At 70.7% G+C, this 20,125-nt stretch carries 21 protein-coding genes and 1 pseudogene; 7 read left to right on the top strand and 15 right to left on the bottom strand.

Annotation, left to right across the window (positions count from 1 at the left end):
• Positions 1-4: 4 nt before the first annotated feature.
• Positions 5-451 carry a nuclear transport factor 2 family protein gene (locus AB0I79_RS10680; RefSeq protein ID WP_357870037.1) on the top strand — a complete coding sequence of 149 codons (447 nt, stop codon included), beginning with the start codon at positions 5-7 and terminating at the stop codon, positions 449-451.
• Positions 452-588: 137 nt separating this feature from the next.
• Here AB0I79_RS10680 and AB0I79_RS10675 read toward each other — a convergent pair whose 3' ends face one another.
• Together AB0I79_RS10675 and AB0I79_RS10670 are read right to left on the bottom strand one after the other, a co-directional pair.
• Positions 589-1,347: an ABC transporter permease gene (locus AB0I79_RS10675; protein ID WP_357870035.1), complete on the bottom strand. Its 759-nt coding sequence runs from the start codon at positions 1,345-1,347 to the stop codon at positions 589-591.
• Positions 1,344-2,306, bottom strand: coding sequence for an ATP-binding cassette domain-containing protein (locus AB0I79_RS10670; RefSeq protein WP_357870032.1), 963 nt, complete (start codon positions 2,304-2,306; stop codon positions 1,344-1,346). Before AB0I79_RS10670 ends, AB0I79_RS10675 begins: the two co-directional genes overlap by 4 nt.
• A 215-nt stretch (positions 2,307-2,521) precedes the next feature.
• Here AB0I79_RS10670 and AB0I79_RS10665 point away from each other — a divergent pair.
• The 3 genes and pseudogenes from AB0I79_RS10665 to AB0I79_RS10655 form a co-directional block, all read left to right on the top strand.
• Positions 2,522-2,719 (top strand): annotated as a pseudogene (locus AB0I79_RS10665) (helix-turn-helix domain-containing protein); the annotation flags it as partial.
• A 69-nt stretch (positions 2,720-2,788) separates the two neighbouring features.
• Positions 2,789-3,199, top strand: a complete 411-nt coding sequence (locus AB0I79_RS10660) for a MarR family transcriptional regulator (RefSeq protein ID WP_357871619.1) — start codon at positions 2,789-2,791, stop codon at positions 3,197-3,199.
• A 173-nt stretch (positions 3,200-3,372) separates the two neighbouring features.
• Positions 3,373-4,131 carry a hemerythrin domain-containing protein gene (locus tag AB0I79_RS10655; RefSeq protein WP_357870029.1) on the top strand — a complete coding sequence of 253 codons (759 nt, stop codon included), beginning with the start codon at positions 3,373-3,375 and terminating at the stop codon, positions 4,129-4,131.
• Positions 4,132-4,531: 400 nt separating this feature from the next.
• Here AB0I79_RS10655 and AB0I79_RS10650 read toward each other — a convergent pair whose 3' ends face one another.
• Genes AB0I79_RS10650 through AB0I79_RS10625 form a run of 6 tightly spaced genes read right to left on the bottom strand, consistent with a single transcriptional unit; the run spans position 4,532 to position 10,297 of the window.
• Positions 4,532-5,386, bottom strand: a complete 855-nt coding sequence (locus AB0I79_RS10650; RefSeq protein WP_357870026.1) for a phosphotransferase — start codon at positions 5,384-5,386, stop codon at positions 4,532-4,534.
• Positions 5,387-5,423: 37 nt separating this feature from the next.
• On the bottom strand, positions 5,424-6,338 hold the full coding sequence (locus tag AB0I79_RS10645) for a carbohydrate ABC transporter permease (RefSeq protein WP_357870024.1): 915 nt from the start codon (positions 6,336-6,338) through the stop codon (positions 5,424-5,426).
• 12 nt (positions 6,339-6,350) lie between these two features.
• Positions 6,351-7,262: a sugar ABC transporter permease gene (locus AB0I79_RS10640; RefSeq protein ID WP_357870021.1), complete on the bottom strand. Its 912-nt coding sequence runs from the start codon at positions 7,260-7,262 to the stop codon at positions 6,351-6,353.
• On the bottom strand, positions 7,262-8,674 hold the full coding sequence (gene ngcE / locus AB0I79_RS10635) for an N-acetylglucosamine/diacetylchitobiose ABC transporter substrate-binding protein (protein WP_357870018.1): 1,413 nt from the start codon (positions 8,672-8,674) through the stop codon (positions 7,262-7,264). The genes AB0I79_RS10640 and ngcE overlap by 1 nt, the downstream gene beginning before the upstream one ends.
• 19 nt (positions 8,675-8,693) lie before the next feature.
• Positions 8,694-9,428, bottom strand: a complete 735-nt coding sequence (locus tag AB0I79_RS10630) for an SIS domain-containing protein (protein ID WP_357870015.1) — start codon at positions 9,426-9,428, stop codon at positions 8,694-8,696.
• On the bottom strand, positions 9,425-10,297 hold the full coding sequence (locus AB0I79_RS10625) for a MurR/RpiR family transcriptional regulator (RefSeq protein WP_357870011.1): 873 nt from the start codon (positions 10,295-10,297) through the stop codon (positions 9,425-9,427). Before AB0I79_RS10625 ends, AB0I79_RS10630 begins: the two co-directional genes overlap by 4 nt.
• A 79-nt stretch (positions 10,298-10,376) precedes the next feature.
• Here AB0I79_RS10625 and AB0I79_RS10620 point away from each other — a divergent pair, with 79 nt between their 5' ends.
• On the top strand, positions 10,377-11,384 hold the full coding sequence (locus tag AB0I79_RS10620) for a BadF/BadG/BcrA/BcrD ATPase family protein (protein WP_357870007.1): 1,008 nt from the start codon (positions 10,377-10,379) through the stop codon (positions 11,382-11,384).
• Here AB0I79_RS10620 and AB0I79_RS10615 read toward each other — a convergent pair.
• Positions 11,337-12,014 carry a hypothetical protein gene (locus tag AB0I79_RS10615; RefSeq protein WP_357870005.1) on the bottom strand — a complete coding sequence of 226 codons (678 nt, stop codon included), beginning with the start codon at positions 12,012-12,014 and terminating at the stop codon, positions 11,337-11,339. The genes AB0I79_RS10620 and AB0I79_RS10615 overlap by 48 nt on opposite strands.
• A 122-nt stretch (positions 12,015-12,136) precedes the next feature.
• Here AB0I79_RS10615 and AB0I79_RS10610 point away from each other — a divergent pair, with 122 nt between their 5' ends.
• On the top strand, positions 12,137-12,613 hold the full coding sequence (locus AB0I79_RS10610; RefSeq protein WP_357870002.1) for a GntR family transcriptional regulator: 477 nt from the start codon (positions 12,137-12,139) through the stop codon (positions 12,611-12,613).
• Positions 12,614-12,638: 25 nt separating this feature from the next.
• Here AB0I79_RS10610 and AB0I79_RS10605 read toward each other — a convergent pair whose 3' ends face one another.
• The 6 genes from AB0I79_RS10605 to AB0I79_RS10580 all read right to left on the bottom strand — a co-directional run bounded on the left by AB0I79_RS10605 (position 12,639) and on the right by AB0I79_RS10580 (position 18,704).
• Positions 12,639-13,457: a carbohydrate ABC transporter permease gene (locus tag AB0I79_RS10605; RefSeq protein WP_357869999.1), complete on the bottom strand. Its 819-nt coding sequence runs from the start codon at positions 13,455-13,457 to the stop codon at positions 12,639-12,641.
• Positions 13,454-14,332 carry a sugar ABC transporter permease gene (locus tag AB0I79_RS10600; protein WP_357869996.1) on the bottom strand — a complete coding sequence of 293 codons (879 nt, stop codon included), beginning with the start codon at positions 14,330-14,332 and terminating at the stop codon, positions 13,454-13,456. The genes AB0I79_RS10605 and AB0I79_RS10600 overlap by 4 nt, the downstream gene beginning before the upstream one ends.
• Complete coding sequence (locus AB0I79_RS10595) at positions 14,332-15,579, bottom strand: extracellular solute-binding protein (RefSeq protein ID WP_357869993.1); 1,248 nt, start codon at positions 15,577-15,579, stop codon at positions 14,332-14,334. The genes AB0I79_RS10600 and AB0I79_RS10595 overlap by 1 nt, the downstream gene beginning before the upstream one ends.
• Positions 15,580-15,635: 56 nt before the next feature.
• Positions 15,636-16,991: a cellulose binding domain-containing protein gene (locus AB0I79_RS10590; RefSeq protein WP_357869990.1), complete on the bottom strand. Its 1,356-nt coding sequence runs from the start codon at positions 16,989-16,991 to the stop codon at positions 15,636-15,638.
• Between the two features lie 77 nt (positions 16,992-17,068).
• On the bottom strand, positions 17,069-17,815 hold the full coding sequence (locus tag AB0I79_RS10585; protein ID WP_357869987.1) for an SIS domain-containing protein: 747 nt from the start codon (positions 17,813-17,815) through the stop codon (positions 17,069-17,071).
• Positions 17,816-17,837: 22 nt separating this feature from the next.
• Positions 17,838-18,704 carry a MurR/RpiR family transcriptional regulator gene (locus tag AB0I79_RS10580; RefSeq protein WP_357869984.1) on the bottom strand — a complete coding sequence of 289 codons (867 nt, stop codon included), beginning with the start codon at positions 18,702-18,704 and terminating at the stop codon, positions 17,838-17,840.
• 60 nt (positions 18,705-18,764) lie between these two features.
• Between AB0I79_RS10580 and AB0I79_RS10575 the strand changes: the two genes are divergently transcribed.
• Positions 18,765-20,093, top strand: coding sequence for a BadF/BadG/BcrA/BcrD ATPase family protein (locus AB0I79_RS10575; protein ID WP_357869981.1), 1,329 nt, complete (start codon positions 18,765-18,767; stop codon positions 20,091-20,093).
• Positions 20,094-20,125: the final 32 nt, after the last annotated feature.

Here is a 20,125-nt window from a genome sequence, read left to right as displayed (position 1 = left end):
TCTCATGCCCGCCACCGCAACCGACCGCGCGGACGTCACCCAGCTCATCTACCGCCTCTACGCCTGCATGGACGAGGGGCGCTTCGCCGGCCTGTCATCCGTCTTCGCGGACGACATCAGCGTCCGCACCCCCGGCGGCCTCGCCATCGGCCGCGAGGCCGTCATCGCCCAGGCCTCCCGCAACCACGCCACCACCGAGCGGGTCCAGCACTTCGTCCACAACCCCCTCGTGGAGGTGGACGGCGACCACGCCACCGTCCGAGCGGACGTGATCGTGACCTTCACCCCCGACGACACGCCGGACGGCCGGACCGCCCCGGAGCCCCGCTACACCCTCAGCGAGCGCTTCCACTACGAGGCCATCCGCGGCTCCGAAGGCTGGCGCCTGTCACGCGTCGACGGCACCCCGGTGTGGGCTCACGGCACGAGCCCACTGGCCGCTCAGGCGTGACGCTCGAGGTACTCCTCGGCCGTCATCCCGAAGAGGAACTCGTCGTCATGGCGGCCGTTGGCGTAGCGGCTCCTGCGCCGGCGCCCCTCCTCCACGAACCCCAGCCGCCGGTGCAGGGCCAGCCGGTCGCGGAATGCTCACCGGTTGTAGAGCCTGCGTGCCCACAGGTATCCGGCCAGGGCGATGACCGCGCTCCAGACGGCCGCCTCCGCGAGGCTCTCGCCCGCCGGACGTCCGGCCAGCAGCGCGCGCAGGGTCTCGATGACGGGCGTGAACGGCTGGTGTTCGGCGAACCAGCGCAGAGCGGCCGGCATCGACTCGGTCGGGACGAAGCCGCTGCCGAGGAAGGGCAGCACCATCAGGGGCATCGACAGGTTGCTGGCCGTGGCCACGTTCTTGGTGACCATGGCGAGCGCCACCGACAGCCAGGTGATGGCGAAGGTGAACATGGCCAGCACGCCGACCACGCCGAGCCAGCCCAGCGCCGAGGCGGACGGGCGGAAGCCGACCAGCACGGCCACCAGGGTCACCACCGCGATCGCGATGAAGTTCTGCACCAGCGCGCCGAGCACGTGCCCGGTGAGCACCGAGACCCGGGCGATGGCCATGGTCTTGAACCGGGCGACGATGCCCTCGGTCATGTCGATGGCCACCGAGATCGCGGTCCCCTGCGCGGCCCCGGCGATCGTCGTGATCATGATGCCGGGCGCGAGGTAGCCGACGTAGGTCGCGCGGTCGCCGCCGATGCCCGCGCCCATGGCGCCGCCGAAGACGTAGACGAACAGCAGCAGGAACACCACGGGGACGGCGGTGTAGGTGAGGATCAGCGTGGGGTAACGCCAGATGTGCGTGACCTGGCGGCGCAGCATGGTCGCCGAGTCGGTGATCGCTCTCATCGGGTGGGCTCCTTGGTCAGGGCGAGGAAGACGTCGTCCAGGTCGGGGGTGTGCACCGTCATCTCGGCGACCTCGATGCCGTGGGTGTCCAGCCGGTCCAGGAGCTTTCGCAGCGTCTTGACGCCGCCGGCGCCGGGGACCTGGGCGGTGAGCGCGGCGTCGTCGTGCGAGGTGGCGCCGAGGTGGGGGACCGCCCTGCGGTAGCCGTCGGGGTCGGCGAAGCGCACGACGATGTGGCCGCCGGGGACCATGCGCTTGAGCTCCTCCGGGCTGCCCTGGGCCACCAGCCCGCCCTGGCTGAGCAGGGCGATGCGGTCGGCGAGCTCGTCGGCCTCCTCCAGGTACTGCGTGGTCAGGAAGATGGTCACGCCGTCCTGCTCGACCAGGTCCCTGACGATCTGCCACATGGTGCGGCGGCTGCGCGGGTCCAGGCCGGTGGTCGGCTCGTCGAGGAAGATGAGCTCGGGCGTGCCGACCAGGGTCATGGCCAGGTCGAGCCGGCGGCGCATGCCGCCGGAGTAGGTGGCCGCGGGCTTGCGTGCGGCGCCGGTGAGGTCGAAGCGGTCGAGCAGTTCGCGGACACGTGCCCGCCCTGAGGCGCGGCCGAGGTGGAGCAGGTCGGCCATGAGCCGCAGATTCTCCTCGCCGGTGAGGAAGCTGTCGACGGCGGAGAACTGGCCGGTGACGCCGATCGCGGCGCGCACCTTGTCCGGTTCTGTGGTCACGTCGTGCCCGGCCACCCGGATCTCGCCGGCGTCGGCCTTGATCAGGGTGGACAGGATCTGCACGGTCGTGGTCTTGCCCGCGCCGTTGGGGCCGAGCAGGGAGAAGGTCGTGCCCTTGGGGATGGCCAGGTCGATGCCGTCCAGGACGCGGTGCGAGCCGTACGACTTGCGCAGTCCCGTCACCGAGATGGCGGGGACGGCGCGGCCCTGGCTCGAGGTCTCGATGGTCCGCATCGCGCTCATCTCCAGTTCCAGGCGACGAGCGACATGGCCGGCTCTTCGCGACAGTACGCGTTTGACATGCCGTGAAAGCTACGTTGCGTTCAAAATTCCCGTCAACCGTAGAAGCGCGTTTTAACAGCTCAGAGCCTGTAAATTGATGCGTTGACGCTGCACCTGAACGCAAAGCCCCGTTGCAAGAAGATACCTGCGAACGCAACAATGAAGCCATGCCAGGAGGACGACTGACCCAACAGGACCGCCACCGCATCGCCGCCGGCCTCACAGAAGGACTCCCCTACGCCGAGATCGCCCGGCGGCTCGACCGATCGACCTCGACGATCAGCCGGGAGATCGGCCGCAACGGCGGCCCCGGCCGCTACCGGCCCGAGCAGGCGCACCGGGCGACCGAGCGGCGAGCACGGCGCGGCACGCCGACACCCCCGTCCGCGTCCCGAACGCCGGGCGCGGGCCAGGCGGAGGACGAGGTCATCGAGATGGCGGTCAGGATGGGGCTGCCGAAGATGATGGCGCGCGTGTTCATCGGCCTGCTCCTGTCCGAGGAGGGCCGGCTCACCGCGGCCGAGCTCTCGCGCAGGCTGAAGGTCAGCCCGGCGTCCGTCTCGATGGCCGTGCGCTACCTGATCCAGCAGGAGCTGATCAGGCGCGAGCGCGACGAGCGGCGGCGTCGCGACATCTACGTGATCGACGACGACACCTGGTACCACTCGATGACGACCGGCGCACGGCAGACGCTCGAAGCGGCGGAGGCCGCGAAGGCGGCGGCGAAGCTGTTCGGGGACGACACTCCCGTGGGACGCCGGCTGGCCCGGGGCGGGACGTTCCTGGAACACATCAGCCTGGACATGCTGCAGTCGACCGAGCGCTGGCGCGGCCTCCTGTCCTGATCAGCGGCCCGTCCGCAGGCCGACGGCCATCGGCGGTGCCACGATCCGGCCGGGCAGAGGTAAGCATTACCCCGGCTGTCGCGTCACATCACCGGCAGCCGGGCAGGCATCCGTGGTGATGCGGTCCAGCCGGCCCGCATCGGGACCGGTCAGGACCAATCGGGAAGCCGACGATGAGCAACGAAACACGTGACGACCGCGACACGCCGGGCGTGCGCCGCCGCGAGATGCTCGGCCTGCCCGTCGCCCTGGCCTGCGGCTCGGCGGCGCTGGCCGGGTGCGGCACCGCACGTCAAGCCAGCAGCGCCGCGACACCCACACCGTCCGCCCCCACCCCGGAACAGGCCGATGAGGTGCCGGTCACGCCGCCGGAGGACCTCATGCGCGAGCACGGCGTGCTCAAACGCGTCCTGCTGATCTACCGGGAGGGCATCCGCCGGATCAACTCCGGCGATCAGGTGCCCGCCCGGCCCCTGCACGCCGGCGCCGGCATCATCCGCACCTTCATCGAGCAGTACCACGAGCAACTCGAAGAGCGTTACGTCTTCCCGCGCCTGGTCAGGGCCGGCAAGCTGACCGACGTCGTCCCCGTCCTGATCCGCCAGCACCAGCGCGGACGCGTCCTGACCGGCCGCATCCTGGACGCCACCGCCACGCCCACCCCGCCGCAGGCTCGTCGCGGCCTGGCCGCCGACATGGCCGCCTTCGTCCGCATGTACGAGCCGCACGAGGCCCGCGAGGACACCGTGGTCTTTCCCGCCATGCGGGAGGTCATCCCGCCCAAGGAGTTCACCGAGATGGCCGAGACCTTCGAGGCCGAGGAGCACCGCCGGTTCGGCGCCGCGGGTTTCACCGGCGTCGTCGGGCAGGTGGCCGACATCGAGAAGACGCTCGGCATCTACGACCTGAACCAGTTCACGCCGCGCTTGTGACGAGCCCGCCGGGCCCGCTGGTGGCCGCCCTCAACGCCTGGCGTCGCGGATCGCGGCCTCGATCCTGATCAGGGCGCCGATGGCGGCGAGGGCCAGGAAGAACAGCACCCACAGCGGGTCCCGATCGCTGTTCAACTGGATCGCTGGATGCGTACCGGGCAACCCCGGGCGCGCGGGCGCAGCCTACGCCTGGATGAGCGCCTGAGCGGAGCGAAGACCTGCAGGGGTCGGGGCTTGCCCCGACTGGGGAAACGGCTGAGCCTCATGCGCGAAGCGCCGCTTGCGATGACCTTGCGCGCCGCAGGCGCGCCCCGGGAAGGACAGGCCGAGCGGAGGACCGCTCGGGGCGGGCACCGACGGGCGTCCGCCCCAACGGGCAACGGGGGGCGCGACGGCCCGCCTACTCCTCGAAGGTCCGGGGCAGGTGGGAGAGGGCGGCGTCGGCGTAGTGGCGGGGGCCGGTGCTCAGGCCGTACGCCAGGTCCTCGATCAGCGCGCAGCGCGCGTGGAAGCGGATCCTCGCCCGGTCTTCGGCGGTGACCGGGAAGTCGTAGTGGGTCAGGGTGCGGTCGAGGATGTCGGGGCCCAGGTCGCGGTAGATCAGGGCGAAGTCGTGGGCGGGGTCGGTGATCGCGGCGTCCGTCCAGTCGATGATGCCGGTGATCGTGCTGGTGCCCGGGTCCACCAGGACATGCTCGGCCCCCAGGTCGTTGTGGCAGAAGCGGAGGGAGCGGGGCTCGTCGGGTGGGGTTTCGTGGAGGAAGCGCTCCACGAGCGGGCGCTGGGCTTCGGGGACGTGCCGCTCGACGTCCCGGTAGTCGAGTTCGGCGTCCTGGAGGAGGGTGGGCGCCGGGTAGACGTCGAGGGGGGCGAGGTCGCGCATGGTGCCCGGGACGGCGCCGTGGATGGCGCTGAGGAAGGCGCCCAGCGGCTCCGCGAGGCGTGCCGGGTCGAGGTCGCCGTTCTGGTGCTGGTTGAGGGGGGTGCCGGGGAGTTTGCGGTACGCGATCGTGCCGGTCTCGTCGTCGGCGAAGACCACTTCGGGGACAGGGAGCGGGGACAGCTCTCTGACGGCCGCCAGGCGGGCGACCTCCTGCCGGCCGGCCTGGGGGTCCGCCACCTTGCTCCGCCGTACGAGCAGCTCGTCGTTGACCTCGTACACGAAGTTGTCGAGGCCGTGGCCGAGCCGGTTGATGGAGCGCACCCGGTAGCCGGGCAGGTGGCGGGCCAGCAACGCGCGGATGTCCCCAGTCACACTCCGCACCCTAAGCCGGAGATGTCCGGCATGCGAGCTATTTCAGGGCGCCGGCGGTGAGGCCGGACTGGATCTGGCGCTGGAAGACGGTGTAGACGACCAGCATCGGGAGGATGGCCAGGGTCAGGGCGGCGAACAGGGCCGCCCAGTCGGCGTCGTAGCCGGCCGCGGTGGAGATGTCGGCGATGCCCTGGGTGAGCACCCATTTCTCGCGGTCCTGCAGCAGGATCAGCGGCTTCTGGTACTGGTTCCACTGCCCCAGGATGTTGAAGATCGTGATGCTGATGATGCCCGGCTTGGCCATCGGCAACATGATCTGGAAGAACACCCGGGTGTGCGAGGCCCCGTCGACCATCGCCGCCTCCGCGACCCCCGTCGGCAGCGTACGGAAGAAGGCCGACAGGAAGAAGATCGTGAACGGCATCGAGTACGCGATGTAGACCAGGATCGTGCCGGCGTACGTGTTCAGCCCGATGAACGGCCCGATCACCGGCACCGAGCCCATGTTCTGCACCACGAAGAACAGCGGGCTCAGCGCCAGGAAGAACGGGAAGGCCATGCCCGCGACGAACAGCATGTAGATCACGCGGTTGCCGCGGAAGGGGTAACGCGCCAGCACGTACGCCGCCATCGAGCCGATCAGCATCGTGCCCAACGTGCTGAACGACACGATGATGACGCTGTTGATCATGTACTGGCCGATGCGTGCCTGCTCCCAGGCCCTGGCGAAGTTGTCCCAGTTCAGCGTGGACGGCAGCGACCACGCGGCGCCGAAGATCTCGTCCTCGCTCTTGACCGAGGCCAGGAAGGTCCAGATGATCGGCACCATCACCAGGAGGGTCCAGATCGCCAGCGTGAGGTGCGTCAGCACACCCAGCGGACCGAGGCGCCGCCTGCGCTCCTCGCGGGCGGCGCTCCTCGATGGCGCCCCGGCGGACGTCACTGGGGTCATCGTTGCCATCTCTCAGTACTCGATTCGTTCGCGCCGCGACAGGCGCAGCGATAGGATCGCGAAGCCCACCGTGAAGAGGAACATCACCACGCCGAGGGCGGAGGCGTATCCGAAACGGAAGTACCCGAAGGCGTTCCGGTAGATCTCGGCCGCCATGACCGTGGTCGACCAGTCGGGGCCGCCCTGCTGGAGGGTCATCACCCAGACGATCGCGAAGGCGTCCATGGCCAGGATGCCCAGGTAGACCCAGGCGACCTGCACGGTGTCCCACAGCAGCGGGAGCGTGATGCGGAAGAACAGGGTGAACCGGTTGGCCCCGTCGATCTGCGCGGCCTCGAACACGTCCCTCGGGATGCCCGCCAGGCCGGCCGAGAAGAGCACGACGTAGAAGCCGACGGCCTGCCAGACCAGGACGCCGAGCACCGACCAGAACGCGATGCCCGAGTCCGACAGGAAGCCGATCGGTTCGATGCCCAGCGCCATCAGCGGCCCGTTCAGCATGCCGCTGCCGTCGGGCCGGAACACCTGCTGGAACAGGACGGCCACGATCGTGACCGCGAGGACCTGCGGGAAGAAGAAGACCACCCGGTAGAAGGTGGACCCGCGGATCCCCGACACCCCCTTGCTGCCGCCCAGGTTCAACAGATAGGCGAAGAACAGGGCGATGACGATGGTGATCGCCGGCAACAACACCAGCAGGCCGATGTTGTGCGTGACGGCCTTCCAGAAGACGCTGTCCCCGAGCACCCGCTGGAAGTTCTCCAGGCCGATGAAGTTGGGCGTGGCGGTCACGCCGCGCCAGTCGGTCATCGCCATGTAGAACGCCTGGATGTTCGGCGAGATCACGTAGATGAGGTAGAGAATCACCGGGGCTGCCAGGAACGAGGCGATGAACAGCCCACGGCGATATCTGTTGAAGAGCATCAGCGCTGGTACTTCTTGATCGAGGAGTCCTTCTTGATCTCGTCGGCCTTCTTCTGCATGCGCTCGAGGTAGGCGTCAGGGGTCAGGCCGCCGGTCATGAGCTCGCCGGTGGCGGCCTTGGCCTCGTCGTTGAGGGGGCCGTACCAGCCGAAACCGCGGTAGTAGACGGTGTTGGCGCCCGCCGCCGCGACCGCCGCGGAGGCGCTGGTCACGCCGGACGAGATCGTCAGGCCCTCGCTGGCGCCCTTGACCACGGTGACCGTCTTGACCAGGGTGCTGAACTCGCCGGCCGCCTTCTTGGAGAGCATGGCCCGTAGGTACTCCATGCCCGCCTGCGGGTGGGCGCTCTTGGCGGAGACCATGAACTCCTCGCCCGGCTGGGTGTGCAGCGTGCCGTACGGCATCGCGTCGGAGCCCGTGATGTCCGGGATGGGGAACATCGCGTAGTCGAAGCCCTCGGGCGTGGTCGACTTCTGCTCGTTCTCCAGCCAGGAGCCGCTGGGGAGCATGGCGACCTGGTACTTGTTCTGCGCGGTCTGCGTCTGCACGTGGTCGAGGCCGGCGGTGCCCTGCAGGAGGTACTTGGCGCCCACCTCGGCCATGTTCTCGGCCGCGGTCTTGAGTGCCTCCTGCTTCCAGGCGCCGTCCTCGAGGTTGTCGAGGTTGACGAGCACCTCCTTGCCGCCGATCTTCGCGGCCATGGTGAGCAGCGGCTCGTAGGCGTACTGCGGGTGCTTGCCCGCGTAGGTGAAGGGCGCCATCTTGCCGGACTTCTTGATGGTCTCGCACAGGGCGAGGAACTCGTCCCAGGTCTTGGGGGTCTCCCAGCCGTTGTCCTTGAAGGCCTTCTGCGAGTACCAGATGCCGAAGATGTAGTTGACGTAGCCCAGGACGCTGAACTTGCCGTCGTAGGTGCCGATCTCGATGACGGACGGGTCGATGGTGTCGCGCACCTTGACGTTGGGGTCGTCCCAGGAGGGCGCGTCGAGCAGGGGGCTCAGGTCCTGGAGCTGGCCGTCCTGGGCCAGGGCGCCGAAGTCCATCTTGTTGGCGCCGGAGTTGTCGATGACCTCGGGCGGGTTGCCGCCGGCGAAGCGCGGCTGGAGGACCTTCGTGATCTCCTTGGTCGAGTTGTGCTTGACCTCGATGCCGGCGTACTTGCTCTTGAACAGCGGCTGGTGGATGTCGGTGGCGTACTGCTGGCCGAAGCCGCCGTCGAAGATCCACACCTCCAGCGGCTTCTTGGCGTCCACGCCGAACGGGTTGGCCGCGCTGGTCGCGGCCGGGGCCGCCGAGCTCGACGACGCGGGCGGGGCCGCCGGTGTCGCGCATGCGGCCAGCGCGCCCGCGACGGGCACGAGAGCCGCGCCGCGAAGGAGTTCGCGCCTGCTGATATGGGGGGTGTTAGCCATGGTGACTACTCCTGACCTTTCATTTTCCGCGTCTGATGCGCCCGGCGTAGCGGGTCTCCAGAGCCTGGTTGTGCTCGTCGCCGCCGGTCACGTTGGCCGACAGGTAGATGGGCGGTGTCTCGCCGAGCGCGACGAGCGCGTCCACCGCCTCGGTGACCACCAGTTGCGCCAGCAGCGCCGAGGTGATCGTGGAAACCGCACCGTAGCTGCCGCCGCCGGGCAGGTCGAGGATGGCGTCCCCGTACGGCGCGCCGTTGTCGAGCACGACGTCCGCCAGGTCGAGCAGCTTGCTGCCCGACGGGTGGCGGGAGGTCATGCGGGTGCTGTGCTCGACCGAGGTGATCGCGATCAGCGGGTGGCCGCGGTCCTTGACGATCTTGGCCAGCTCGACGACCGTGCCGTTCACGCCGGAGCTCGACACCAGCACGAACACGTCCTCGGGCGCGACCGGCGCCAGGTCGTAGATCTGCCGCGCGACCGCCGGGTCCCGTTCCAGCTCCGGGGTGAGCACGCTCGGCGGCTGCCCGCCGTACAGGACGAGGTCCCTGGGGCTCAGGCGGTTGCTCGGGACGAGGCCGCCCGCGCGCCCGGCGATCTCCATGGCGATGGCCTCGGAATGCCCTGAACCGAAAGCGTTTACCACGCCGCCCGCCCTGATGGACGTGACGAGCAGCGCGGCCGCCCGGCTCACCGGCTCCGCCTGGCTCTCCGCGACCTGGCGCGCCAGATCGAGGACCTTGGTTGCGTACGTCATGGGCCCCTCTCCACCCGATGGCTCTCCACGGCGCTGATCGTGCGCTCGAACGCCTCGTTCGTGCGCTCGTAGGTGCGTTGCGCGACCGCCACGTACACGGCGTCCAGCACGAACAGCTGCGAGTGCACGGCGGCCAGCCCGCCGAGCCTGAACGTGGTCTCCCTGCTCGCGGTGGTCAGCACCAGGTCGGCCAGCTCGGCGAGCGGCGAGCGGGCGAAGGAGGTGACGGCGACGGTGAGCGCGCCGTGGCTGCCGGCCTCGGCCAGCGCCTCCATGACCTCGCGCGTCCGTCCCCGGTGGCTGATGCCGATGGCCACGTCTCCGTCCTTCAGCAGCGCCGCCTCCGACAGCGCCACGTGCGCGTCGCCCGCGCTCCAGCCGGGGATGCCGATGCGGCGCAGCCGGCCTTCCAGCATGGTCGCGACGTTGCCGCTGGTGGAGACCCCTACCAGGAGGACGCGGGGCGCGGCCACGATGGCGTCGGCCACCTGGGCGACCACGTCGGGGTCGAGCCCGGCGGCGGTGTCCTGGATGAGCCTGGTGTCGGCGGCGGCCATCACCTCGATGGCGGCGTCGAGCGGGTCGTCGGGGCCGATCTCGTGCCCGACGCCCGCGCCCCAGCCCGCCTGCGCGGCCCTGCCCGTCTCGGTGGCCAGGGCCACGCGCAGCTCGGCGTACCCGGAGAACCCGAAGGCCCGGCAGAACCTGGTCACGGTGGCGGGCGAGCTGCCCGCCCGCTCGGCCAGCGCGATGATGGTCGACCGGGCCGCCTCGGCCGGGTCGCCGAGAATGACCTCGCCGACCCTGCGCAGGGCCTCCGGCAAACCGGGTAGTTCCGTTTCGACGCGCGCGAGCGCTCCTGAAGTCACGAATATTCCTTCCGAATACCCGGTCTTCTGGCGAAAATTATTCTTGCTTCTTGGTCGCGTCAACCCCCAGACTCGGACCGTGACGCAATCGCTAGTGGTCGGCGTCGATGCGGGCGCCACCTCCACGCGGGTCGCCGTGCACGCGCTGGACGGCACCCGGGTCGGGTACGCGCGGGCCGGGGCGGGCAATCCGACCGCCCACGGGCTCGGCAAGGCCGTGGCCTCCCTCGGGGAGGCGCTGACGGCGGCCCTCCCGCCCGGCGGCGGGCAGCGCGTGGTCGCGTCGATGGTCGGCATGGCGGGGGACGTCGCCGAGATGGTCCCCGAGCTGGCGCGGCTCTGGGCCGCGCACGGGATCGCACGGGGTCCGCGGTACGAGGGCGACCTGACCATCGCCTACGCCGCCGGCTCCGCCGAGCCCGACGGTTCGCTGCTGCTGTCCGGTACGGGCGCGGGCGCCGCCCGGATCGTGGGCTACGAACTGGCGCACACCGCCGACGCCATGGGCTGGCTGCTCGGCGACGTGGGCTCCGGCTTCTGGATCGGCCGGGAGGCCGCCAAGGCCGTGGTCGAGGCCATGGACCGGGGGCTGCCGGTCTCGTCCCTGCTCCCCGACGCGCCCGCCGAGCCTTCCGGCCCGCGGCGGGCGCCCGGCGGCGAGGGCCTGCTCCTCACCCTCGTCGGGCGGCACTTCCTCGGCGCCGAGCGGCCCGCCACGCCGCGCGCCGCCGGCGCCCGCATCGTCCGCCTGGCCCAGGCCGACCACATGCGGCTGGCCGCGCTGGCCGCGCTGGTGAGCCAGGCGGCCGAGGCAGGTGACCCGCTGGCGGTCAAGATCGCGCATGAGGCCGCCGACCACCTGGTGGCGACCCTGCGCCGGGTGCACGTGTCGGGGCCGGTGGTGCTCGCGGGCAGCGTGCTGACGAGCGACGGTCCCGTACGGGAGGCCGTGCTGGAGCTGCTGTCGGGCGAGACGGTCAGCACGGCGCGGGACGCGGCGGGCGCGGCGGCCTGGTTGTCGGCCCGACCCCTGCTGCCGTCATCCGAGGCCAGGGCCTTGCACCCGGCCTTCACCGCCGGCGCCTGACCGCTCGTTGTACCAGCGCCACTCGGCCAGCCGGGGGCGATCGGGGAGAGCGATGCGCCCGGTCGCCCACAGCAGCGCCTCCCACGCGTCCCGATCGATGATGACGTGCGGGAAGAGCCTCTTCAGCACCCGTTCGCAGGCGTCACCCGGCGGCGACCACTCCAGGCGCAGCCCCTGAGCGACGTCGTGGGTGTGCACGAGCGTCTCGACCACGCCCATCGCGGCGAAGCCCGCCGGATCAGCGGGCCCGAAGACGTGGTGGGCGACGGCGGCCGGATCGGCGGTGCGCGCCACGGACGCGAGCAGTCCACCGCACGCCTCCACGATGGCCAGCAGGCCGTCCGGGCCCGAGGAACGGTCGACGGCGAGGACCCTCGCCGGCCCGTCCTCCCGGTCGCGGATCTCCCGCCAGGGCAGGAACGAGGATGCCGGGGGCGTGGCGAGCCCGAACCTCGCGGCGTAGGTGAACAGGCAGCCGGCCAGGTGCTCGTACGTCTCCCAGCACGTCCATTCCAGCGTGCCCGCCCTGGCCTCCCACAACCGGGGGTCGCCGTGCCTGAGGGTGCCGATGGCCAGGGCGACGAGCCGGCGCACGTCCTCGCCGTCGACCGTGTCGTCTGCGCTGCGCATGGAGCGATCGTAATGGACGGCGACGACTGGTCGTCTGGTCTTGTCTTCATGTAGCGGGTGCTTCGTCTGAATAGATGATTTGATTTGAGCGCTCTTGCCCCGCCTTGGCCTATGTTTCTTACGTGCTCGACTACGAAGGGGACACCCACATCTACCTCCAGATCGCCGACATCCTCCGGGACCGGGTCGCCGGGCTCTCCGCCGGGCACCCGATACCGAGCGAGGCGGAGATCCAGGAGGAGTTCGGCGTGGCCAGGACCACCGCGCGGCGGGCGGTCCACGTGCTGCGCGAGGAGGGGCTGGTCTACACCGTCCAGGGAGAGGGTGCCTTCGTCGGGCCGTCGGCGGACGGGCCGCGCCTGAAGCGCAAGGAGCCGCTCTACCTGCAGATCTCCAGAGAGATCGCCGAGCAGATCAAGGCAGGCAAGTACCTGCCGCGACGGCCCATCCCGGGCGAGACGGCGCTGGTGAAGCAGTACGGCGTGGCGCGCGAGACGGTGCGGCGGGCCATGGCGGTCCTGCGCGAGCAGGGCTGGATCTACACCGTCGCCCAGCGCGGCAGCTACGTCTCCCCCAAGGAGTCATGGCCCCAGGCGTGAGCCTGGCCACCCCCTGGGGCATCCCTCACCCCTTGACCGCCCCCGCCGTCATCCCCGTCCCGACGTGGCGTTGCAGGAACAGGAAGAGCAGCAGTACCGGCAGGGCGAACAGGCTGGCGGCGGCCATGGTGGCGCCCCAGTCCGTGCCGAAGACGTCCCTGAAGGACGACAGCCACACCGGCAGCGTGCGCTTGTCCTGGTCCTTGATGATGAGCACGTTGACGAACGCGAACTCGTTCCAGGCCGTGATGAAGCCGAACAGGGAGGTGGCCATCAGGCCGGGCGCCAGGAGCGGGAAGACCACGCGCCGGAAGGCCACCAGGCGGCTGCAGCCGTCCACCTGGGCCGCCTCCTCCAGCTCCGGCGGGATCGCGGCCAGGAAGCCGCGCAGGGTGACGATGGTGAACGGTAGCGTGATCATGAAGTACACGCCGGTCAGCATGGCCAGCGAGTCCAGCAGGTCCGTGTCGCGGGCGATGATGAAGACCGGCACCAGCAGCGCCTCCCACGGCGCCATCTGCGCCGCGAAGACCGCCACCACGAACGCGCCCCGGCCCCGCCACCGCATCCGGGCCACCGCGAAGGACGCCATCAGCGCCACCAGCAGGGCGACCAGCACCGCGCCCGCGGTGACGAGCAGGCTGTTGCGCCAGTAGGTCCAGAAGTCCGGGGCGTTCACGGCGGTGACGAAGTGGTCGAGGGTGGGGTCGGCCGGCCAGAAGGTCGGGGTGTCCGACTGGATGTCGCGGGTGGGCTTGAAGGCGGTCAGGAACATCCAGTAGACCGGGAAGATCGTCACGATGAGGACCGCCACGGCCGAGGCGTTCAGCAGCAGTCGCTTCATGAGCGCACCATCCGGCGCAGGTTGGCGATCAGGGCGACGGCCAGGAGGATGACCGTCAGCATGGCGACCGCCGAGCCGAGGTCGTAGCGGTGCAGGACGCGGGCGACCTTGAACGCGTACACCGGCAGGGTGGTCGTGGCGCCGTCGGGGCCGCCCTGGCTGAGCACCCAGATCTGGGGGAAGCACTTGGCCACCCAGATCACCTCCAGCGAGGCGACGAGGGCGAAGAGCTGTCTGAGCATGGGGAACGTGACCTTCCAGAACACCTGCCAGCCGGTGCCGCCGTCGATCCTGGCCGATTCGAAGAGCTCCACGGGGATGGTGGTGAGCCCGGCGTAGAGGGTGAGCGCGGCGAACGGGACGGACTGCCACACGACGAGGATCACGAGCACGGCGAACGTCGCCGTGCCGTCCGCGAACCAGGTGTAGCCGCGGAAGGAGTCGAAGCCGAGCGTGACCAGCAGCCAGTTCACCACTCCCAGCTCCGACTGGAACAGCCACTGGAAGATGGTGGTGGCCGCGATGATCGGCGTGGCCCAGGCCAGGGCGAGGGCGCTCATCAGCGCCAGCCGGAGGCCGCGGCGCAGGCGCGGGAGCATCAGCGCGATCCCGGTGGCCAGCCCGACGATGAGGACCACGTTGATCGCGGTCCAGGCGAGGGTGCGTGCCAGCACCTGCCAGAACTCCTCGCCCGACAGCAGCTCGGCGTAGTTCTCCAGGCCGGCGAACGCGGCCCCGCCTCTGATCAGCTCACCCATGCGGAAGTGCTGGAACGAGATCACCGCCGCCTTGAGCAGCGGATAGAGCAGGAGGAAGGCCCCGCCTGCCACCGTGGGTGCGATGAGCAGGTAGGGCCAGGGGGAACGGGTCCGCATCAGGATCCGCTGTTCAGGGTCGTGGTGATCGACTCCGAGACCTTGCGTGCCTCCGCCGCCGGGTCGGCTCCGGTGAGGACGGCCGTCATGTACTGCTTGATGACGGCGGTGGCCTCGACGGCGGCCCAGTTGGGGGTGTTCGGGGTGGCGCGGCCGTTGGCGGCGGCCTCGGCCATGGCGGCGGTGCCCTCGTCGCCCGACAGCACTCCCGCCAGCGAGGTACGGTTCGGCACGAAGCTCATGGCCTTGGCCAGCTCCGTCTGGAACTGCTCGCCGGCCAGGGCCTTGACCAGCTCGTACGCCTCCTCCTGGCGCTGCGAGGCGGCCGGGATGATGAGGTCGGAGCCGCCCGTGAACACCGTGCCCGGCTTGTCGGCCGTCTTGCCCGGGATGGGGAAGAAGCCCATCTTGTCCTTGAGCTTCGCGTCCACCTCCAGGACGCGGGCGGCGACGCCGGGGACGGCGATGATCTGGGCGACCTTGCCCTGCGCGAACACCTCGTGCTGGGGCGGGTTCGCCTCGTCGGCGTCCTTGGGGCCCTTGCCGAGGGCCTGGAGCTGCTTGTAGAAGTCCATGCCGGCCAGGGCCTGGGGCGTGTCGAGGGCGCCCTTCCACTTGCCGCCCTCCTGGATCGCCAGGTCGCCGCCCTCGTCCCAGATGAAGCCGGCCAGGGCGTACCAGGTCTGGCCGGTGAGGTAGATGCCCTGATTGCCGTCCTTATTGAGCTTTTTCGTGACTTCCAGCCATTCGTCGCGAGTCGCCGGGGGTTTCGAGATGCCTGCCGAGGCGAACAGGTCCTTGTTGTAGACGACCACGCGGTTGGCGGCGTACCAGGGGATTCCGTACTGCTTGCCGTCGATGTTCCCCGGCTGGGCCAGGCCGGGCAGCCAGTCGGCGCCCTTCAGGTCGCCCACCTTGGCGGTCAGGTCGGTCACGCCGCCGCTGGCCGAGTACTGGGCGACCTGGGTGTTGCCCACCTCGATCACGTCGGGGGCGTCGGTGCTGGCCAGGGCCGCGGTGACGCGCTCGCCGATGCCGTCCCACGCCTGGATCTGGATGTCGAGGTCGATGCCCTGGTGCGCCCCCTCGTACTCGGTCTCGAACTTCTTCAGCAGGTCCTCGGTGACGCTGCCGTCCATGATCCAGACGGTCAGCTTGGCGGGGCCGCTCGCCTCGGGCTCCTCGGCCGGGGTGCCGCACGCGCTCAGCGTCAGCACGGCCGCCAGGGCCAGGATGCGGTGTTTCATGGCGTTCCTCTTCACGGGGGGTGCCCGCGCCCGCGCGGGCGGGCGCGGGGGTTCAGTCACGGGTTGGGGACGGTGTCCTTGAACGCGGTGCCTGCGGCACGCAGCGCGGCGACGCGGCTGAGCACGGTGGCGGGCGGGACGACCTCGTTCTTGCTGTGGTAGAGGTAGTCGACCTGCTGCCGGTACGTACGGGTCCCGGTCGCGCTCTGCAGATCGATGAACCACTGGTTGAACATGATCCACATCGGGGTCTCGGGATAGTAGATGTCACCGTGGTCGGCGAACAGGCGGCCGTCCACGTAGTACCTGATCCGGCCGCCCGAGACCTGGATGACCAGGTCGTGCCAGCCGGCGAAGCTCGTGCGCTCCTCGGTGTGGGTGTTGACGGCCTGCCACGGCTCGCCCTGGTAGGTCTCCCAGCTCGTGGCGTACAGGATGTTCGACGGCTCGCCCCAGCCGCCGTTCGGCAGGTACTCGAAGTCGAGCTCGCCGTAGTCGGGGTCCAGGTTGTAGCGCAGCGGGGTGATGGTGAAGAACGTCTGCACCACGTGCTCGCCGTCCGGGCCGCCGGTGGGGGCGTCGCTGAAGCGGACGCGGGCCGCGTACGTGCCCTCGTGGAACTTGCGGCTCGCGGTGGACAGCTCGGTCTGCACGGTGCCGGCGGCGATGCCGTTCGTCGAGGAGTCGAGCGTCAGCAGGCCGCCGGGGAACGAGACGGCCGAGGGCGACCAGGTGGCGCCGGGCACGCCGGGGCCGCCGGAGCTGGAACGGACGGTCCAGCCGCGCTGGGCGAGGCGCGGGTCGGTCGAGCTCGAGTAGGTGAAGTCGTCGAAGAGCTCGCCGGTGCCGCCCGGGGGGTTCGTCGGATCGGGGTCCGGGTCGGGGTCGGTGCCCGTGGGCTTGCCCCAGGCGAGCTGGCCGTTCACGTAGACGGCGATCTTGTCCCAGTTGGTGTAGGCGGTGTTCGGCCCGTAGGAGTAGTCGTCGCCCTGGGCGAACGTCTGCCAGTCGGCGCGGTGGAAGCGGAGCTGCATGTCGCTGGTGTTCTGGCCCGGGCTCAGGCTGCCTGAGGTGAAGCCCACCTCCAGGTACTGCTTGCCGCCTTCCTGCGGGGCGAACCGGCCGGTGATCGTGGCGCAGCCGACCACGGCCCAGGAGCAGGCGAAGCGGTAGGTCTCCGTGCCGGTGAGGTAGTAGCGGATCTTGACCTGGTTGAGCGGGACCGTGGTGGTGCCGTCGTTGAACAGGCGCAGCCACGGCTCGGCCTGGGCGGTGGTGGCGCCGGGGGCGCTGGTGCGGTACTGGAGGCGGACGGCCTGGTCGGCGCTGGCCGGGGCGGCGACCAGGGTCACCGCGACGAGGATGGCGGGGAGGGCTAAGGAGACGAGGAGTTTTCCGAAATTTCGTGACATGGGTGGGGTTCTCCTTGCAGGTTGTGCGGGCCCCCGAATGTCAGTGCATGCCGAAGAGAGCGGTGGTGCCGTACAGGTCAGGCGCCGCGGCGGATGCGGCCCGCGTACCGGGCCTCCAGGCGCAGGTTGTGCTCGTCGCCCTCGGGGACGTTGGCCGAGAGGTACACCGGTGGCACCTCACCGGCTTCGAGCAGGTTGCGTACCGTCTGCGTGACCACGAGCTGGGCCAGCAGCGCGGAGGTGATCGTGGAGACGGCCCCCGTCGCGCCTCCGCCGGGCAGGGGCAGGACGGCGTCGCCGTACGGGGCGTGGTTGTCCAGGACGACGTCGGCCAGGTCGGCGAGCTTGCGGCCCGAGGGGTGGCGGGGCGCGGCGGCTTCGCCGTGCGCGCGCGAGGTGATCGCGATCAGGTCGTGACCGCGCTCCTTGACGAGGGTGGCGAGCTCGACCACGACGCCGTTCACGCCGGAGTTGGAGATGATGACGAACAGGTCGTGCCGCTGGACGGGGGCCAGGTCGAGCAGGGTGCGGGCGATGGAGGGGTCGCGTTCGAGGTCGTAGCGGTCGAGCTCGGAGCGGGGCGCGTCGCCGTACAGGACGATGTCCCTGAGGGCGAGGCGGTTGGTGGGGACGAGGCCGCCGGCACGGCCGGCGATCTCCATCGCGACGGCCTCGGAGTGGCCGGAGCCGAACGCCTGGATGACGCCGCCGGCGGTCAGGGCCTTGGTGAACAGGTCGGCGGCGCGGGTGATCTCCGGGTCGTCCGGGATCGTCCGTACGAGACGGGCGATGTGGTCGGTGAAGTCGCTCGGATTGATCGTCATACCTTCCCTTCTGGTAGGCGGCTCAGTCCCCTGCGGGGAGGCGGTGGCCGGCCACCGCCCTGACGGTGACGTCGAACGCCTGCTTCGTGCGCTCGTAGGTGCGCTGGGCGACCGACACGTAGACGACGTCGAGCACCAGCAACTGCGAGTGGATCGCGGCGAACCCCTCCGACCGGAAGCTCGTCGCCCTGCTGGACGTGGTCAGGACCAGCTCGGCCACCTCGGCCAGCGGCGACCTCGGCTGCGAGGTGACGGCCACGGTGATCGCGCCGTGGCTGCCCGCCTCCGCCAGCACCTCGATGACCTCGCGGGTCCTACCGCTGTGGGAGATCCCGATCGCCACGTCGCCCTGGCCGAGCAGCGCCGCGTCGGTCAGCGCGCTGTGAGCGTCGGACCTGCTCCAGGTCGGTACGCGCATGCGCTGCAGCCGGTACTCCATCTCGCTGGCCACGGCGGCGCTGCTCGACACCCCGAACAGCAGCACCCGCCCCGCCCTGGCCACCGCCTGCGCGACCTTCTCCACCACGGCCAGGTCGAGCTGGTCGCGAGTCTCCTGGATCAGGCGGATGTCGTTGCCGGAGACGACGCCCAGCACCCGTTCGAGGCTGTCGTCGGGCAGGATCTCCTGGCCGATGTCGGTCTCCCAGGTCTGCTGGGCGACCCTGCCGGTCTCGGTGGCGATGGCCACGCGCAGCTCGGCGTAGCCGGCGAAGCCGAGGGCGCGGCAGAAGCGGGTGATGGTGGCCGTGGACGTCCCGCTCCGCTCGGCCAGGTCGACGATGGTCAGCCGGGCGGCTTCCGCGGGGCCTTCCATGATGGCGTCGGCCACCTTGCGCAGGGCCTCGGGCATGTCGGGCTGGTCGGCTCTGATGCGGTTGAGGAGTTCCACGCGGTGATAATTATGCTCAGGGGCTGGTGCCGTCAAGGCGGTTCGGCAATAATTTTTGACATGCGACTGGTTCTGGGTGTCGATGCCGGCGGCACGTCGTCGCGGGCGGCGCTGTTCACCGTGGCGGGCGAGCCGGTGCGGCGCGGGTGCGCGAGCGGGGCCAATCCGGGGGCGCTGGGGCGCGAGCCGGCCGCCGCAAACCTGGCGGCCGCCGTGCGGGCCGCTACGGGTGGGGTTGCTCCGGCGCAGGTGGAGGCCGTGGTGGTGGGGGTGGCGGGCAGTCCGGAGGCGTGTGCGGCGCTGGCGGATCAGGTCTTCGGCGAGGTGCTGCCCGGGGTCCCGGTGACGTCCGTGGGTGACATCGTGACCGCCTTCGCCGCCGGTACGGCTGCGGCGTCCGGGAGCGTGCTGATCTCGGGGACGGGGGCGATCGCGGCAAAAATTATCGACCATCGGGCGGTCGCCACCGCCGACGGGTTCGGGTGGCAGCTCGGGGACGAGGGCTCGGCCTTCTGGCTCGGCCGCGCCGCCGCCCGCGCCACCATCCGCGCCCTCGCGACAGCCGGTGGCGATGCGGCCGGATGCGATGCGCCCGGATGCGGCGCGGCCGGATGCGGCGCGGCCGGATGCGGCGCGGCCGGATGCGGCGCAGCCAGAGGCGATGCGGCCGGATGCGATGCGCCCGGATGCGGCGCGCCCGGATGCGATGCGGCCAGAGGCGATGCGGCCAGAGGCGGCGCGGCTCGATGCGGCGCGGCGACCGGTGACGGGCTTGTGGCGGGAGGCGGCGTGGCGGGCGGCAGCGGCGGGATGGTGGCGCTCGTGGTGCGGCACCTGCTGCCCGATGGGCTGGGCAGTGATCCGGTGGCGCGGCTGGCGGCGGCGGTGCACGCCCGGCCGCCGCTCGCGCTCGCCGAGCTGGCGCCGCTGGTCAGCCGGGCGGCCGCGGCGGGCGACCCGCAGGCGGTGAAGATCGTGCGCGAGGCCGCGGCCCGCCTGGTCGCGACCTTGCGCAGCGTGCACGGCTCCGGGCCGGTGGTGCTGGCCGGGAGCGTGCTCACCAGCGAGGGGCCGGTGCGGCAGGCCGTCATCGAGCTGCTGGCGAGCAGGACCGTCCGCGCGGCGAGCGACGCGGCCGAGGCGACGGGCACGACCGGCACGACCGGCACGACCGGCACGACCGGCACGCCCCGCACGACCGGCACGACCGGCACGACCGGCACGACCGGCATGATCCCCGCCACGGGCACGACCGACGGGACCAGCGGGACGGTCAGGATCGCGGTGGCCGGCGACGTGGCGGGGGCGGCGGCGTGGCTGGCCGCCCGCGCGGTGCTGTCCGCCGAGGAGGCCGAAGCCCTGCATCCGGCCTTCACCACCACCACGTGATCCCACCGCCGGGGCTCCGAAACCCTCGGGCC

The sequence above is a fragment of the Nonomuraea sp. NPDC050202 genome (genome assembly GCF_040656115.1).
Classification (GTDB): Bacteria; Actinomycetota; Actinomycetes; order Streptosporangiales; family Streptosporangiaceae; genus Nonomuraea.
The sequence above is the reverse complement of the archived record's forward strand: the minus strand, read 5'-3'. Positions and strand labels throughout refer to the sequence as shown.